Genomic DNA, 15,252 nt, shown 5'->3' with positions numbered 1-15,252 from the left:
TCCAATGCCCCTGTCCCGTCGTCGTTTCAGGAGACGAGCATGCAACCACAGAAAGAGCTGATCACCGAGACTGCCCTGCTGGAGATGGCCAACGGCATCATCAAGCGCCACGAAGACTTCATCCACGGCATGCGCGCCGACGCAGTAGAGCAGAAAGGGGATATTCTGGTGTTCAAGGGGGAGTTCTTCCTGGCCGAAGATGGCACCCCGACCGGCAAGACAATGGCGGTGTTCAACATGTTCAAGCTGCTGGCCCAGCAGCTCTCCGGCAAGTACCAGCTGAGCTGATCTCTCCCGTGCCCATGACAGACAGATGCCGCCCTCAGGCGGCATCTGTCTTGATGGCGTGGGGCAGTGCCGGCTTGCCGGCCAGCTCGCCCACCACGCAGTTGCGCCCCGCCATCTTGGCCATGTAGAGGTACTCGTCGGCCCGATTGAACAGATCCTCTATGCTCTCCCCGCGCTGGACCAGGGTCAGGCCGATACTCACGGTCACCTCCAACAACTCATCCGAGGTGGGACTCTTCACCAGCCGCGCCTCCACCGCCACCCGCAGCCGCTCCGCCACGCGCTTCGCCTGGATCAGATCGCCGCAGTTGGGCAGCAGGATGGCAAACTCCTCGCCGCCATAACGTCCCAACACCATGTCAGACTCCAGCTGCTCCGCCAAGGTCGCCGCCACCTCTTTGAGTACCGCATCCCCCGCCAGATGGCCGAAAGTGTCGTTGATACGCTTGAAGCGGTCCAGATCCAGCAACAGGACGGCAAAGGGCGTCTGCTTGCGGCTCATGTTCATCCAGGCCTTCTCCAGTCGCTTCATCAGCAGTCGACGGTTCATCATACCGGTCAGCTCGTCCGTGGTGGACTCCCGATAGAGCTGCAGCAGCATATTGAGCTGACCACACTGCACCCAGCTGCTGGCCAGGGCAAACAGCACCAGCAGCCAGACCTGGTTGAGGGTCTGCACGCTCCACAGCGGCTGCCCCACCAGCAACCAGTTGCCCGCCAGCATGGTGACCAGAATGCCCCCCGCCAGCTGCAGGCCGAGGGAGAGCGGAATGGGGAAGATGGCAAACAGGCTGACAAGCAGATAGGGAAAGGCCATGTAGCCCGCCTGCAACTCCTGATCCGCACCGAAACTGTGCAGGCAGATGAGGGAGAACAGCATCATCACCGCCATCAGATAGCCCAGCGCGAGCTTCATGCGCTCGTGCCTGAAATGGATGAGGTAGGAGAGGGGGATAAGTGGAGAGAGGGCCAGCAGGCAGAAAATCCGGGCCTGAAGCAGTTCATCGAACTGGGCAGAGGGCAGAGTCAGCCAGTCCACCAGGGCCCAGGCGGGCAGACCCACCATCAGCAGGCAGGTGAGCAGGCGCAAGCGCACCGTCATGAAGCCCATGCGGGTCAGGGTAAAATCTTCGGAGTGGGCACGGGCACTCCAGAACTCCGACAACTTCAGCATCCAGAGCCTCCAAATCTCGACAGAGGGCTCATTCTACGCCGCACAGGCTCAAAATCCTATGCAACCGGCGCCATTTCAGGGCGAGCGCCGTCACACAAACCGGCGGATCATAATCGCCACACGCAAACGTTTCAACCCATGAAAAAATAAACCGGTTTCAGCCCGAATTAGCGCTGGTCAGCGCCATTTCAATCACTAAAATAGCGCCCAATTTTCTCCCCCCTCCCCCACACATTCGAGGTATTTATGGAACAGGCTGCCGCCGTCCGTGCAACCCCAGAGGCTCATCCTCCCAGACGAGCCCACAGCGAACTGGTCTACGGCATAGACGATGTCCCCCCCCTGCCCCAGACTCTGTTCGCCGCCCTGCAGCATATGCTCGCCATGTTTGTTGCCATCATTACCCCGCCCCTCATCATTGCCAATGCCCTCGGTCTCCCTGCCGCCGACACCCGTTATATCGTCTCCATGTCATTGGTCATGTCCGGCATCGCCTCCTTCATCCAGACCCGTCGCTTCGGCCCCATCGGCTCGGGCCTGCTGTCGGTGCAGGGCACCAGCTTCAACTTCCTCGGCCCCATCATCGCCTCCGGTCTCGCCCTCAAGCAGGCCGCCATGCCCACCGAGGATCTGCTGGGCACCCTGTTTGGCACCATGCTGGTGGCCGCCCTCACCATGGTGGTGATGAGCCGCTTCCTCCACTTGGTCAAACGGGTGATCACACCGCTGGTGACCGGCATCGTCGTACTGCTGATCGGCCTGACCCTGATCAAGGTCGGGCTCATCAGCATGGGTGGCGGCTATGCCGCCCTCTCGGATGGCAGCTTCGCCAGCCACAGCAACCTCTTCCTCTCCCTGCTGGTACTCGGCCTCATCGTGCTGCTGCAACGCAGCCGTAATCCCTGGCTGCGCCTCTCCGCCATCATGATCGCCATGCTGGCGGGCTATGCCGTGGCACTGCTGCTGGGCAAAGTGAGCGCCCCCACCTTCGATGGTCCCCTGGTGATGGTGCCCATCCCGCTGCACTACGGCCTCGGTTTTGACTGGCAGCTGTTCGTGCCGCTCACCATCATCTTCGTGGTGACGGCGCTGGAGGCCATCGGCGACATGACGGCCACCTCGGACATTTCGGGTGAGCCTGTCAGTGGCCCTGTCTATCTGGAACGTATCAAGGGCGGGGTACTGGCCGATGGCTGCAACTCCATGCTGGCTGCCCTGTTTGCTACCTTTCCCATGTCGACCTTCAGCCAGAACAACGGCGTCATCCAGCTGACCGGGGTGGCCAGTCGCCATATCGGCCTCTTCATCGCCGCCATGCTGGCACTGCTCGGCCTGTTCCCCGCGGTCGCCAGCCTGGTGCAGCAGATCCCCGAGCCCGTGCTGGGCGGTGCGACCATCGTCATGTTCGGCACCATAGCCGCCGCCGGGGTACGCATCATCTCCCGCGAGGAGTTGGACAGACGCGCCCTGATGATCCTGGCGGTGTCGCTCGCCATGGGGCTGGGGGTCGCCCAGGTGCCGGAAGTGCTGCAACACCTGCCGGATCTGGCCAGAAGCGTGCTCTCCTACGGCGTCGCCACCGGCGGCCTCACCGCCATCGTGATGAACCTGCTGCTGCCAAAGCGCGAACAGCGTCACTCCTGAGACGTCATCAACCGATAGCAGACTCAAGCCCCGCACTGCGGGGCTTTACCTTGTCAGCCGCCACGGGTAGTGTGCTGAGCAGCCTTTTTTGAGGATGTCGCCATGCCCTATCGCCTGCTCTCTCTCCTCCCCGATACCGCTTCCCCCGCACAGATATTGGCCGAAGAGCAGCACTGGCTGCGCGACTGTGCCCGTGACGGCCAGCCCCGAGCCCACCTCTGGCAGGCCCCCCAATGCCTGATTGTCACCCGCAAGGATACCCGTCTGCCCCGTTACGCTGCCGCCTGTGAGCAGCTCGCCGCCGAAGGCTGGCCGGTGCATGTGCGCGACAGTGGCGGCACCGCCGTGCCCCACGGCGCTGGCATCCTCAACCTCTCCTTGTTACTGCCCCGAACCACCACCGATCTGGCTCACTACTACCGGCTGCTGGGGGCGCCGCTGCTGGCCCTGCTGGGGGAGTACGGCCTTGAGGGAAACTATGACTTCGTGCCCGGCTCCTTTTGCGATGGCCAGTACAATCTGGTGATCGGGGGGCGCAAGATCACCGGCACCGCCCAGCGCTGGCTGGCACCGGGGCAGGATCACGGCGGCGCCGTGCTGGCCCAGGCCATGCTGCTGGTGGCAGGAGATGTGGATGAGGGTACCCGGATGGCGAGCCGTTTCTACGAGTTGGCGGGCGGCGAACTGCGTTTTATGGCGGGAACCTCCACCACGCTGGCAAGCTGCATCGGCTGGCGCGGTAGTGACCAGGCGTTGGTGGACAAGGTGCGAGCACGTCTGGATAGCCTGCTGAGCGAGGGGCTATCCCCCTCATCCTGACCTTATCCCGAAGGGAGAGGGAAAGTACCCATCCATAGACACAGCGCACAAAAAAAGCCACGACCGGAGTCGTGGCTTGTTCATTTCAAGGGGAACGTGAAACGGGCTGAGGCGTTCAGGCCGTCTGCGGATCCGGCTCGGCTTCGCCATCCAGATCCCGGCTAAAGTAGGCGCGGGTTTCGGCGATCACCACATGGCGCAGGCCAATCAGGCCGATGAGGTTGGGTACCGCCATCAGGCCGTTGACGATGTCGGCCAGCAGCCAAATCATGTCCAGATGGAGGAAGGCGCCGCTCGCTACCAGCACCAGATAGATGAGACGATAGGGCTTGATCGCCTTGACCCCGAACAGATACTCGGTGCAGCGCTCGCCATAATAGTTCCATCCGAGGATGGTGGTGAAAGCAAAGAACAGCAACCCTATGCTCACCAGATACTGGCCTATGTGGGCATCCAGCCCCTGGGCAAAGGCCTGGCTGGTCATGGCTGCGCCGCTCAAGTCCCCGCTCCACACCCCTGTCACCACCAGGGCCAGGCCGGTCATGGTGCAGATGATGATGGTGTCGATGAAGGTGCCCGTCATGGAAACCAGCCCCTGCTCCACGCAAGAATCTGTCTTAGCCGCCGCTGCCGCGATGGGGGCAGAGCCCAGCCCCGACTCGTTGGAGAAGACCCCGCGCGCGACACCGGACTGGATCGCCAGCATAATGCTGGCGCCGACGAAGCCGCCGGTCGCCGCATGGCCGGTAAAGGCGCTCTCGATCACCAGCATGACGGCATCGGGCACGGCGCTCGCATTGTTCACCAGCACCCCCAGGCAAGCGACGATATAGAAAATCGCCATAAAGGGCACCACCTTGCTCGACACGCTGGAAATGGACTTGATACCCCCCAGGGTCACCAGTGCCACTATCAGGGTCAGCACCACGGCCGTCACTTCACGGGGCACCGAGAAAGAGAGGCTCATGGCATCGGAGATGGCGTTAACTTGCGGGAAGGTACCGATGCCGAAGAAGGCCACACCTATGCCGAACAGGGCGAACAGCTTGGCAAGCGGTTTGGAGCCGAGCCCCTTCTCCAGATAGTACATGGGGCCGCCAGCCATCTGGCCGTTGGCATCCTGTTCGCGGTATTTGACTGCCAGCAGGCATTCGGCGTACTTGGTGGCCATACCGAACAGCGCCGCCATCCACATCCAGAACAGGGCGCCGGGGCCGCCGAGCTTGATGGCGGTGGCGACGCCGACGATGTTGCCGGTACCTATGGTGGCAGAGAGGGCGGTGCACAGGGCACCAAAGCTGGAGACATCCCCCTGCTTGCCCTGTCCCTGATCGCGGCCAAACACCAACCGCAGGGCGAGCGGTAAGCGCACGACCTGAAGCAGACCCAAACGCAGGGTGAGATAGATACCGGTCCCGACCAGCAGGATCAGCAGGGGCGGACCCCAGATAAAGCTATCGATGGCGGTTAACGCCGATTGAATTGATGACATGCATCCTCCTTAAAAAACAAAGATTAAGGAGGAGAAGGATGATCTTCCCATAGGTGTCGCGATCGGCCAGAGGCGATCGGATGCGGGCTAAGCCAAAGTACAACCCAAAGTACAACCATCCCATCCCCTCTGTCCTTTTGCCTGAGAGTTTCCGGCGCCAGCCTGCCCTTGCGGGTAGTCATGGTGCCTTGCTCCTTCGGCGCCCGATTTAACGGGTCTCTCCAGAGTATCGTCCAGTAGCAGTCCACACCGGTTGCCCGGTACCTGAAAGATTCACTTCTTCGGTGGATGGTTGCCCATCGCTCTCCTGCTACCTTCATCCGAACTAGTTTGGATTAGGAAGCGGGCATGTTAATCCAAAAAATGTGAGCTGTCTCCCACTCGGCCGTCCGCTGCGCCGCTTTTTTTCCACCTCGGGCACCACAGTGAGGCATGTTATTTGTTTGTTAACTTTCAATGCTTTAACGAAGCCAGTTTGGGCATCCCGCGAGCCGGTTGCGCCACCAGGTCGCATATCAGGATGACCTGTCATCTCGACCAGAAAAACTTTCCAACATATCCACTCAAAATGCTTGCACAGAAACTCAATAGGCAGATAATTCCGCGCATAACTAAGCACTTTGCGATGGAGTTATGCATTGTGTCTGGTTGGTCCCTCCGGACCACTCGCCTGAGCCGGCCGCTGCCGTCTCAACAAACCAAGGCTAGGGCAAATCTGCCCCCTAAGGACTTTCAAAAGAGAATGAACGAAACCCTGATCGCACAAGACTACCGTCAGTTGGTTGAACAATTCGGCTCTCCCCTGCTGCTGCTCGACAAGGCAGCCATCCGCAAACAGTATCGGGCCCTGGCTGCCGCCCTGCCCGATGTGCGATTGCACTATGCACTCAAACCCCTGCCCCACGAGGCCGTGGTCTCTGTCTTGAAGGAAGAGGGGGCCTGTTTCGATCTGGCCACCAATGGCGAAGTGGATCTGGTGCGTAGCCAAGGGGTTCGCCCGGGACGCTGTATTCATACTCACCCCATCAAGCGCGACAGCGACATTCGTTATGCGCTGGAGTTCGGCTGCACCGTGTTTGTCTACGACAACCCGCTGGAACTGGAGAAGTTCATTCCCTACAAGGACGAAGTGAAACTGCTGCTGCGGGTCAGCTTCCCGAACCCGGAGACCAAGGTCGACCTCTCCAAGAAGTTCGGCTGCACCCCGGAGCAAGCCCTGCCGCTGCTGCAACTGGCCCACGCCAAGGGGATCAAGGTGATGGGGCTGTCGTTCCACGTCGGCTCCCAAGTGCCCCATGCCCGTCGCCATGTGCAGGCCATCGATGCCTGCCGCGAGATCATGGAGCAGGCATGGGCGCTGGGGCTCAAGCCCTGGGTACTGGATATCGGCGGCGGTTTTCCGGTTGACTATGAGGGCGGCGAATTCGATATCGACGGCTTCTGCGCCCCGATCCGCGAGGCGCTGGCCAAGTTGCCCGCTACCGTGCAAAAAATTGCCGAACCGGGCCGCTTTATCAGCGCACCGGCCATGACCTCGGTCTCCAGCGTGATGGGCAAGGCCCACCGCGGCGACAAGATCTGGTACTACCTGGATGACGGCCTATACGGCAGCTATAACGGTCAGCTCTACGACCACGTCACCTACCCGGTGAGCACCCCCTATGCCAGCGGCGCGCAGCACAATTCGGTGCTCTCCGGCCCCACCTGCGACAGCGTGGACGTGATCCGCGATGGCATCATGCTGCCTGACCTGACTATCGGCGAGCTGGTGGTGGGCCGTGTGATGGGTGCCTACACCTGGGCCTCGGCCTCGACTTTCAACTTCTTCCCCAAGGCGAGCATCCTCATTCTGGACAGCAGCCAGAAAGGGAAAAAGCTGGTGGCGGTTGCCTGAGCAAACCACTCACCGGCCAACAGACTCACCGAGCAAAAACAAGAGGGGGAAGCTTAAGCTTCCCCCTCTCTCATTTCACCGGCACAGGTCAGATAAACTGACTGGTCAGCAGCCAGCCGGTATAGGCGACGAAACAGGCGAGCAGCACGCCCCCCTCCAGCCGGTTGATCCGCCCCTGCCCCTTGCGGCCCAGACACATCACCAGCAGCAACAGGGTCAGCCCCATCATGACGGTCCAGTCACGGGTAAGCACCTCCGGTGCCACGTCGAGCGGGTGAATCCCCGCCGCAATCCCGACTACCGCCAGGGTATTGAACAGGTTAGAACCGATCACGTTGCCCAGCGCCAGGTCGTGCTCATTCTTGCGAATAGCGATCAGGGACGACGCCAGCTCTGGCAGCGAAGTACCGATGGCAACGATAGTGAGACCAATCACCAGGTCACTGATGCCAAATGCCTGAGCGATGGTCACCGCACCCCATACCAGCAAACGGGAAGCGCCGATCAGCAGCACCAACCCGACAATGAGCCAGAGAATGGCGCGCTTGAGGGACATCCCCTCGCTCTCGATATCCTCGGCGGTCTCCGCATCCAGCGCATCCCCCTTGCCACTCATGCCAGCCCAGATGGACCAGCCCATCAGACCAACAAACGCCACACCCAGAATGGCCGCATCCATCCGCCCCAAATGACCATCGAGCAGCAAAGCACCGGAGAGCAGGGTAATGCCGAGCAGTATGGGGATCTCCTTGCGCACCACCTGAGAGGCCACAGCAATAGGGCTGATCAGGGCAGTCAGCCCCAGGATCAAGGCAATATTGGTGATGTTGGAGCCATAGGCATTGCCGAGCGCCAACCCGGGGTTGCCTTGGGAAGCCGCCAGCGCGGAGACCACCATCTCGGGGGCCGAAGTGCCAAAACCGATGATCACCATACCGATCAGCAGCGGCGGCATGCCCGCATAACGGGCGGTCGCCGCAGCGCCGTCCACAAATTTATCTGCACTCCAGACCAGCAGCGCCAGTCCGGCAATCACGGCAACAACAGCCAGGGTCATAACGTATCCATCCCAACGCCTGCAAACAACAGAGCCAGGCACAGTGCCTGGCTCTATCCAGAAGTGGCCCAGTGTAACGGGCCGACCTCCCATTTCAAGGGGAAATCAAACGACGATGAACATTTACAGCGCCGCCAACAGGCTCTCGGCAGCCGAGACCTCGAACTTGCCCGGTGCTTCCACGAACAGCTGCTCGACCACACCATCGTTGACGATGAGGGCAAAACGCTGGGCGCGAATACCGCCGAAGGCCCCCGTCTCCTTGGCAAGGCCGAGCGCCCGGGTCCAGCTGCCGTCGCCATCGGCCAGCATGGTGATGGCGTCGGCATCTTGGGCCGCCTGCCACGCCTTCATCACGAAGGCATCGTTGACCGACAGACAATAGAGGGCATCGACCCCCTTGGCCCTGAACTGGTCGGCCAGCGCCACATAACCGGGCAGGTGGGCGTTGGAACAGGTGGGGGTAAAGGCGCCCGGCACGGCAAACAGCACCACCTTCTTGCTGGCAAACAGGGCCTGGCTATCCTGAACCTGCTTGCCCTCCTGGGTGATGAAGGTGAACTCGCCCAAAGGCAGGGATTGGCCAATCGCTATCATGATCTCTCGTCCGTGGTGGAGGTAAGGAGCCACAGTCTACCCCAGCCCATGCACGCGAGACACACCCCCATCAGCGCCGCCATTTGCACTAACCTTGAGCAGGTTCCACCAGCCCATAAGATCTCAATCAGAACCATTTAGATGGACTGGAGATTCGCCCCTCCGCCTTGCGCGAGCAGAATACACTGTCCCTGCCCGACGCCGCCGAGCGGTTTGCCGCCCAACAGGCCAATTCGCCCTTCGCCGGCTGAGCTGGCCGGGATCCCTAGCGACAGCCTGCGCCTCAGGCGGGTGTGACAATGCAAAACGGGCAGCCAGTGGCTGCCCGTTTTGCATGAGGAGATGAGAAGCGGTTTAACGCCTCGCCTGCCAGGTGGCAATGGCGAGCAGGGAGTCCGGGGTAAATTCGGTGGCGCGGGCGGCGATCTCGGCCTGGCTCATCCAGTACACCTCGCTCACCTCTTCAGCCTGCAAGCGCAGCGGCCCCTGATAATGGCAGCTGTAGAGGCCACCCCAAACCCGATAGCCCTCCCCTTCGGCGTAGAAGCTGCCAAAGCCCTGCAGGGGGACATCCTCGATACCCAACTCCTCGGCCAGCTCGCGGCGGGCGGCCGGTTCCATCTGCTCGCCCGTGGTCACGACGCCACCGGCGCAGGCATCCAGCATGCCGGGGCAGAAATCCTTGCTGAGGGTGCGCCGCTGCACCAGGATGCGATCCGCCTCGTCGAGCACCAGGATATAACTGGCGCGATGGCACAGGTTCTCCCGCCGCACTCTGGCGCGCTCGGCCACGCCAATCACCCGGTTATCCGCATCCACCACATCCACCCATTCCACGTGCAGGTCCTCTTGCTCATGTTGCTCAACTGACAGCAGTATATCGGGGTAAGGGCTTGTCATGGCAGCACTTTTTTCAACGTGTGCCAGCAAATCCCCCCGTTCATCGACGCAGATCAAAGGATTTATACAATCCCTCACCCCACTGTCATATCAGTGTCATCCGACGACGGCATAGTGTGCCCTGTCCAGGCAATCAGGGAACCTTGTGATGAAGGTGTTCAAGCAGTTATCCCCACGGCAGATCGCTCGCTACATCAAGAGCTTTCACCGAGGCTATTTTACCATCGAGTCGCTGGGGACATTTGAATTCAACGCGGGCAGGATCAACCTCCATGGCCTGACCTGCCGCCAACGGCTAAGGCTGGCTCGCCAGATCAATCAGGCCGTCAGCCAGCTTCGTCACAACGAGCCCTTGCCGGACATGTGAGTCAAAGGGCCTTGCCATACCGTCTGTTGTGCATCCATGCTTTGCCCGCCGGCTACTCGCCGCGCGGGCCATTTTCAATGTCGGTGACAACACCATTGCGCACTGTGACGAAACGCATGAACTCGTTCTTACCGAAGTTGTAGGTCCAGCGCTCGCCAAATTTGACCTGCACCAGATTGCCCAATTGGCTCACCTCATTGCGGCTGAGCTCCTCGCGCAGCATGGGCTCACCACACTTGAGCAGCATCTCGGCGGTGCTGTCCCCTTCGGTGATGAGAGCATTCTTGCAACGCATTGCATCGGCGCTGGCCGGTATGCTCAGTCAGGACAACCCCCAGGTTCAGATGTCGCTTCATTGGCTATTCCATTTAAACAGGGCACTGCCCAGGGTGAGACAACAGAGGGTAAACAACAGGATCCAGCCGAGAGGTGCGGCCACCTCGGCCCAGCCAGCCCCCTCCAGCATGACAGCACGGGCCGCCGTAATGATCTGGCTGAGCGGCAGCCAGGCCGCCAACTGTTGCAGCCAGACCGGCGCCCCTTCCAGCGAGAACCAGACCCCGGAGAGAAACATCATGGGCATGCTGATGACGTTGAGCAGGCCGCTCGCCAGCTCCTCGTTCTGGATCCGGGCAGCGATGAGCAGGCCCAGCGACGCCATGGCCGCGCCACCTGCCAGGGCGATCAGCAGCAGCAACCAGCCTGAGCCGAGCAGGGGCACGCCAAGCAGCCAGTACGCGACCAGAAACACCAGCAGGCTCACCACCAGGGTGATCACAATGCGCGACAGCAACTGGGCGCAGAGAAACTCGGCGGCAGAGAGCGGCGTGGCCCTCAGTCGCTTGAGCACACCGTTCTTGCGATAGCGGACTATGACGAAGCCCACCCCGAACAGGCCGGAAAACATCAGGTTCATGCCGATCACCCCGGGCAGCAGCCAGTCACCGTAGCGGATCGCCTGCCCGCTCAGGGTCTCCTTCACCAGCGGCCGGGAGATAGCCTGGCGCAACAGGTATTCGGCCATGGCGCCCTGGCCGGCGTCCGGGTTCACCCAGTAACGGTCCGAGCCGGGCGAGAGCAGCAGATCCAGCTGATGATGGCGCACCTTGAGCTGACCCTTGCGCTCATCGTCATAGGGGATGAGCTTGAGCAGCGGAATGGCGTTCAGGGGGGCATAGGCCGCCGTCAGCTCGCCCACCACGCCCATCTGCACCAGCGGCTTGGGTGGGCCGGAGAAGATAAGAGAGAAACCGACCACCAGCAGTAACGGGAAGGCCAGGTTCCACACCAGGGCGGCCCTGTCGCGCACAAACTCCAGATTGCGGGCATAAAAAAGCGCACCGATCCGCTTGATGGTCCCCTTCATGTTTTGCTCCCCGGCCACGGCAAGGCTCGCGGGTAAGAAGGAGCCTCGACACGGCACCTCATGACTGCGTTCATGCGCCACTCCTCAGGCTATGGCCGGTCAGGTGCAAGAAGAGATCTTCCAGATTGGGGGATCGCACCTGCATGCCGGTCAGCGGCACCCCCAAACCCAGCAGTTGCGGCAACAGCAGTGCCACATCGGGACAAGTCAGCTCTACCAGATCGCCGTGGGGCAACAGTGGATAACCCAGGCTGGCGAGGGCCGGATGATCCGGCAGACGCACCAGCACCCCATCGAAGTGACGAGCCAGCAGGGCGGCCGGGGTATCCAGGCTGAGCAGATGGCCGTGATCGACGATGGCGATGCGATCGCACAGCTGCTGCGCCTCGTCCATGTAGTGGGTGGTGAGCACCACCGTCTTGCCCTGGGCCTTGATCGCCTCGATGCGCTGCCAGAAGTGGTGGCGGGCCTGGGGATCCAGCCCTGTGGTGGGTTCATCCAGAAACAGCAGCTCGGGGTCGCCAAGCAGGGCCAGCGCCAGCAGCAGGCGCTGACGCTGGCCGCCGGAGAGCTTGCGGCTGTCCCGATCGATGAACTCGCCAAGGGCACACAGTTCGATGAGCTGCGCCTGTGGCAAGGGATTGGGATAGAGGCTGGCAAACAGGCGCAAGGTATCGCGCACCGTCAGAAAATCCTGCAGCGCCGTGTGCTGAAACTGGATGCCGATGCGGGAGCGGTAATCGGTGCCACGGGCAGCACCATGAAACAGGATCTGGCCGCTGTCCGGGGTGAGGATCCCCTCCAGCAACTCTATGGTGGTGGTCTTGCCTGCCCCGTTCGGACCGAGCAGGCCGAAACAGCACCCGGCGGGAATGGTAAAGCTGAGCCCATCCACCGCCTTGACGCCGGGAAAGTGCTTGATGAGGTCAATGACTTCTATGATGGCAGCCATGCGTGTTTTCCAGAGTGACCGGGAACGCCAAGCCCTGACTATATCCAAATCCCCCGCAAAGGCACATTGTCTATCGACGAGGGCCCGCCAGACAGGGTAAACCTCAAACAGAAACGGCGACCCTGAGGTCGCCGTTTGCATCAAGCCAGCCGGATCACAGAATGTCCAGCAGCTCCACTTCGAATACCAGGGCTGAGTAGGGCGGGATGGAACCGGCACCACGGGCGCCATAGGCCAGATCCTGCGGAATGTAGAGCTTCCACTTAGAACCAACCGGCATCAGCTGCAGCGCTTCAACCCAACCGGCGATGACGCCGGTGACCGGGAATTCGGCCGGCTCGCCACGGGCAACCGAGCTGTCGAACACGCCACCGTGGGTGAAGGTACCGTGGTAGTGCACGCGCACGGACTGACCGGCTACCGGCACGGCGCCATTGCCTTCTACCATGACTTCGTATTGCAGACCGGAATCGGTCACCTTGACGTCGGCACGCTTGGCGTTGTCAGCCAGGAAGGCTTCGCCATCGGCGGCGGCAGCCTTGGCAACGGCTTCCTGCTCTTCCTGCATGCGAGCGGTGATCACCTGGAAGGCATCATTGATATCGTCACGGCTAACCGCGAACTCCAGACCATTCAGGGCATCTGCCAGACCTTGTTGCAGGGCCGGGATATCCAGACCGGCGAAGGCTTGCTGCGCCAGCTGATCACCCATGTTGCGGCCGATGCCATAGCTGGCCTTCTGTTCGATAGCGTCGTATTGGGACATTGAGATGTTGCTCCAGATCCAAGTAATAAAGAGGCGGGATGATATCAGACTTTTTGGCGAGGTGCTGCCGGTGGCAGCCCTGATTTCCACGCCAGTGGGAGGAACTTCACACAAGAAGAGCAGGATCGCCGCCTATCGGCGGCGATCCTGTCAGGCACAATGACACACTGAACCTTTGGACTCAAACCACGCTTTCGGTGGCATCAGTGCGATCCAGCAGGGCCCGCACCGCTGCCACCTTGCCGGCGTCGGTGATATTGACCCGGCCGTCATCAGACGTGCCCATGTTCACCCCATGCGGTACCATGCCGCCACGCCAGCCCATACCGGACATATGCACCTCGCTCACCCCGGTGAACTCCAGGATGGTGCGCACGTTGTCGGCATTGACCCCGGCACCCGGCATCAGGCTGGCACGGCCCGCCAGCGCCTGCTGCATGGCCTGCAGGGTTTCCAGCCCCGCCAGCGCGGTCGGCGCATGACCCGAACTCAGGATGCGCTCGCAGCCGGCCGCGACGATCGTCTCCAGATCCAGCCGCCAGTCGGAGGAGAGGTCAATGGCCCGATGGAAAGTCACACCGAGCGGCCCGGCCGCCTCCACCAGCTGGCGCAGCTGGTCGGCGGGCACCCGCCCCTCTTGATCCAGCAGGCCAATGACCACCCCCTGCAACCCGGCTGCGCGGGCGGCAGCGATATCCACCAACATCAGTTCAAACTCGGCGGTGCTGAAGCAAAAATCCCCGGCGCGGGGGCGGATCATGGCGTAAACAGGCACGTTGGCGTGGCGCGCAGCCAGCTGCATAAAGCCGTAAGAGGGGGTCAGGCCACCCAGCCCCAGCGCAGAGCAGAGCTCGATGCGATCCGCGCCTGCTTGCTGGGCGGTGAACAGGGATTCCAGGTTGTCGATACAAATTTCAAGACGGGTCATGATGACTCCTTTATTGGAGAGATCAGACAGCACATCTGATCTCATAAATTGAGCAAGGCCGCGCCGCGCACCCCGCCGGCGCCACCGAAGCGGGCCTGGCGGAGCTCGGGCAGGGCGACACCGGGCAACAGATGGCCGGGCAGACGCAGCGGCAGCTGTTGGTACAGGGCAGGCAAGCCACTCAAGCCGCCCCCTAGCACCACCACCTCGGGATCAACCACAGAGATGGCGGTCGCGAGCCCGGCGGCCATGATCTCCAGCCAGCAGTCGACCGTGGCCAGCGCATGGGGCTCATGGGCCTCGAAGCGCCCCACTATCTGGTGACCGCTGGCACGCTGACCATGAAAATGGTGATAGAGCCGCTCCAGCCCGGTGCCGGATGCATAGGTTTCAAAACAGACCAGGCGGCCGCAGCCACAACGGGGACGAGGCAGGTCGGGATACTTCATCAACATGGTGGCTGGCAGCGGATAGTGACCTATTTCCCCCGCCAGCCAGTTGCGGCCCTGGATCAGCTTGCCCGCCAGATAGACGGCGCCGCCGATGCCGGTGCCGATGGTGACCCCCAACGCACTGTCGGCCCCGGCCGCCGCCCCCTGGTGCACTTCTGACCAGAGGAAGCAGTTGGCATCGTTGTCCACCTTGACCGGACGGCACAGCCGCTCGGCCAGATCGGCGCCCAGATGGCGGCCATTGATGGAGGGCAGGTTCGCCGCCACTATGCTGTGATCGTGCCGATTGAGGATGCCAGGAAAGCCGATACCCACGGCGCCTCTCGCGCCGAAACGGGCGTCCGCCTGCTCGACCCGGGCACGGATGAGCTGCAGCAATCCCTCGTAATCGTTACCGGGCGTGCTCATGCGCTCCTCATGACAGAGGTTCAAGGCGTCGTCATACACGGCGAACGCTATCTTGGTGCCACCAATATCAAAGCCGTAATACATGCCCACACTCCCTTGTCGGTGAGTCACCTCACCTCAGCCTGTCCAGAGCTGCACATTGTATTAA

General features: G+C 61.6%; 16 protein-coding genes and 1 riboswitch. Of the genes, 5 read left to right on the top strand and 11 right to left on the bottom strand.

All coding sequences use genetic code 11. The features are described from left to right. Positions 1-39 precede the first annotated feature (39 nt). On the top strand, positions 40-288 hold the full coding sequence (locus GWQ22_RS10580) for a DUF2498 family protein (protein ID WP_042038263.1): 249 nt from the start codon (positions 40-42) through the stop codon (positions 286-288). Positions 289-322: 34 nt separating this feature from the next. Here the strand turns inward: GWQ22_RS10580 and GWQ22_RS10575 are convergent, their stop codons facing one another. After that, positions 323-1,462 carry a GGDEF domain-containing protein gene (locus tag GWQ22_RS10575; RefSeq protein ID WP_275930263.1) on the bottom strand — a complete coding sequence of 380 codons (1,140 nt, stop codon included), beginning with the start codon at positions 1,460-1,462 and terminating at the stop codon, positions 323-325. A gap of 246 nt (positions 1,463-1,708) precedes the next feature. Here GWQ22_RS10575 and GWQ22_RS10570 point away from each other — a divergent pair, with 246 nt between their 5' ends. Both GWQ22_RS10570 and GWQ22_RS10565 read left to right on the top strand, forming a co-directional pair. Then, positions 1,709-3,106 carry a nucleobase:cation symporter-2 family protein gene (locus tag GWQ22_RS10570; RefSeq protein WP_275930262.1) on the top strand — a complete coding sequence of 466 codons (1,398 nt, stop codon included), beginning with the start codon at positions 1,709-1,711 and terminating at the stop codon, positions 3,104-3,106. A gap of 102 nt (positions 3,107-3,208) precedes the next feature. Next, positions 3,209-3,925: a protein ligase gene (locus GWQ22_RS10565; RefSeq protein WP_275930261.1), complete on the top strand. Its 717-nt coding sequence runs from the start codon at positions 3,209-3,211 to the stop codon at positions 3,923-3,925. 115 nt (positions 3,926-4,040) lie between these two features. On the opposite strand, the gene GWQ22_RS10560 is transcribed toward GWQ22_RS10565, so the two are convergent. Beyond that, positions 4,041-5,417 (bottom strand): sodium:alanine symporter family protein, encoded by a 1,377-nt coding sequence (locus GWQ22_RS10560; protein ID WP_042038257.1) that lies wholly within the window; start codon positions 5,415-5,417, stop codon positions 4,041-4,043. Positions 5,418-5,536: 119 nt separating this feature from the next. Further along, positions 5,537-5,652: riboswitch (glycine riboswitch) on the bottom strand. Positions 5,653-6,159: 507 nt separating this feature from the next. Here GWQ22_RS10560 and GWQ22_RS10555 point away from each other — a divergent pair. After that, positions 6,160-7,311 carry a type III PLP-dependent enzyme gene (locus GWQ22_RS10555; RefSeq protein WP_275930260.1) on the top strand — a complete coding sequence of 384 codons (1,152 nt, stop codon included), beginning with the start codon at positions 6,160-6,162 and terminating at the stop codon, positions 7,309-7,311. Positions 7,312-7,399: 88 nt separating this feature from the next. Here GWQ22_RS10555 and GWQ22_RS10550 read toward each other — a convergent pair whose 3' ends face one another. The 3 genes from GWQ22_RS10550 to yfcD form a co-directional block, all read right to left on the bottom strand. After that, positions 7,400-8,368 (bottom strand): calcium/sodium antiporter, encoded by a 969-nt coding sequence (locus GWQ22_RS10550; protein ID WP_275930259.1) that lies wholly within the window; start codon positions 8,366-8,368, stop codon positions 7,400-7,402. Positions 8,369-8,491: 123 nt separating this feature from the next. Continuing rightward, the gene (locus GWQ22_RS10545; RefSeq protein ID WP_275930258.1) at positions 8,492-8,965 is read right to left on the bottom strand and encodes a redoxin family protein; all 474 of its coding nucleotides are present in this window, start codon (positions 8,963-8,965) and stop codon (positions 8,492-8,494) included. A gap of 354 nt (positions 8,966-9,319) precedes the next feature. Then, the gene (gene yfcD, locus GWQ22_RS10540) at positions 9,320-9,802 is read right to left on the bottom strand and encodes an NUDIX hydrolase YfcD (RefSeq protein WP_275930275.1); all 483 of its coding nucleotides are present in this window, start codon (positions 9,800-9,802) and stop codon (positions 9,320-9,322) included. Positions 9,803-10,013: 211 nt separating this feature from the next. Between yfcD and GWQ22_RS10535 the strand changes: the two genes are divergently transcribed. Further along, positions 10,014-10,232, top strand: a complete 219-nt coding sequence (locus GWQ22_RS10535) for a DUF1107 family protein (protein WP_042038252.1) — start codon at positions 10,014-10,016, stop codon at positions 10,230-10,232. 52 nt (positions 10,233-10,284) lie between these two features. On the opposite strand, the gene GWQ22_RS10530 is transcribed toward GWQ22_RS10535, so the two are convergent. The 6 genes from GWQ22_RS10530 to GWQ22_RS10505 form a co-directional block, all read right to left on the bottom strand. Next, on the bottom strand, positions 10,285-10,527 hold the full coding sequence (locus GWQ22_RS10530) for a DUF2845 domain-containing protein (protein WP_275930257.1): 243 nt from the start codon (positions 10,525-10,527) through the stop codon (positions 10,285-10,287). 57 nt (positions 10,528-10,584) lie between these two features. After that, positions 10,585-11,598, bottom strand: coding sequence for an ABC transporter permease (locus tag GWQ22_RS10525; RefSeq protein WP_275930256.1), 1,014 nt, complete (start codon positions 11,596-11,598; stop codon positions 10,585-10,587). Positions 11,599-11,668: 70 nt separating this feature from the next. After that, positions 11,669-12,550 carry an ABC transporter ATP-binding protein gene (locus tag GWQ22_RS10520; protein ID WP_275930255.1) on the bottom strand — a complete coding sequence of 294 codons (882 nt, stop codon included), beginning with the start codon at positions 12,548-12,550 and terminating at the stop codon, positions 11,669-11,671. 154 nt (positions 12,551-12,704) lie between these two features. Then, complete coding sequence (locus tag GWQ22_RS10515) at positions 12,705-13,316, bottom strand: FKBP-type peptidyl-prolyl cis-trans isomerase (protein WP_042038246.1); 612 nt, start codon at positions 13,314-13,316, stop codon at positions 12,705-12,707. Between the two features lie 181 nt (positions 13,317-13,497). Beyond that, positions 13,498-14,244, bottom strand: coding sequence for a copper homeostasis protein CutC (locus GWQ22_RS10510; protein WP_275930254.1), 747 nt, complete (start codon positions 14,242-14,244; stop codon positions 13,498-13,500). Between the two features lie 41 nt (positions 14,245-14,285). After that, entirely contained in the window at positions 14,286-15,188 is a 903-nt protein-coding gene (locus tag GWQ22_RS10505; protein ID WP_275930253.1) for an ROK family protein, read from the bottom strand. Between the last annotated feature and the right edge of the window lie 64 nt (positions 15,189-15,252).

This window comes from Aeromonas sp. 1HA1 (genome assembly GCF_029237385.1).
GTDB classification, from domain to species: domain Bacteria; phylum Pseudomonadota; class Gammaproteobacteria; order Enterobacterales; family Aeromonadaceae; genus Aeromonas; species Aeromonas popoffii.
The sequence above is the reverse complement of the archived record's forward strand: the minus strand, read 5'-3'. Positions and strand labels throughout refer to the sequence as shown.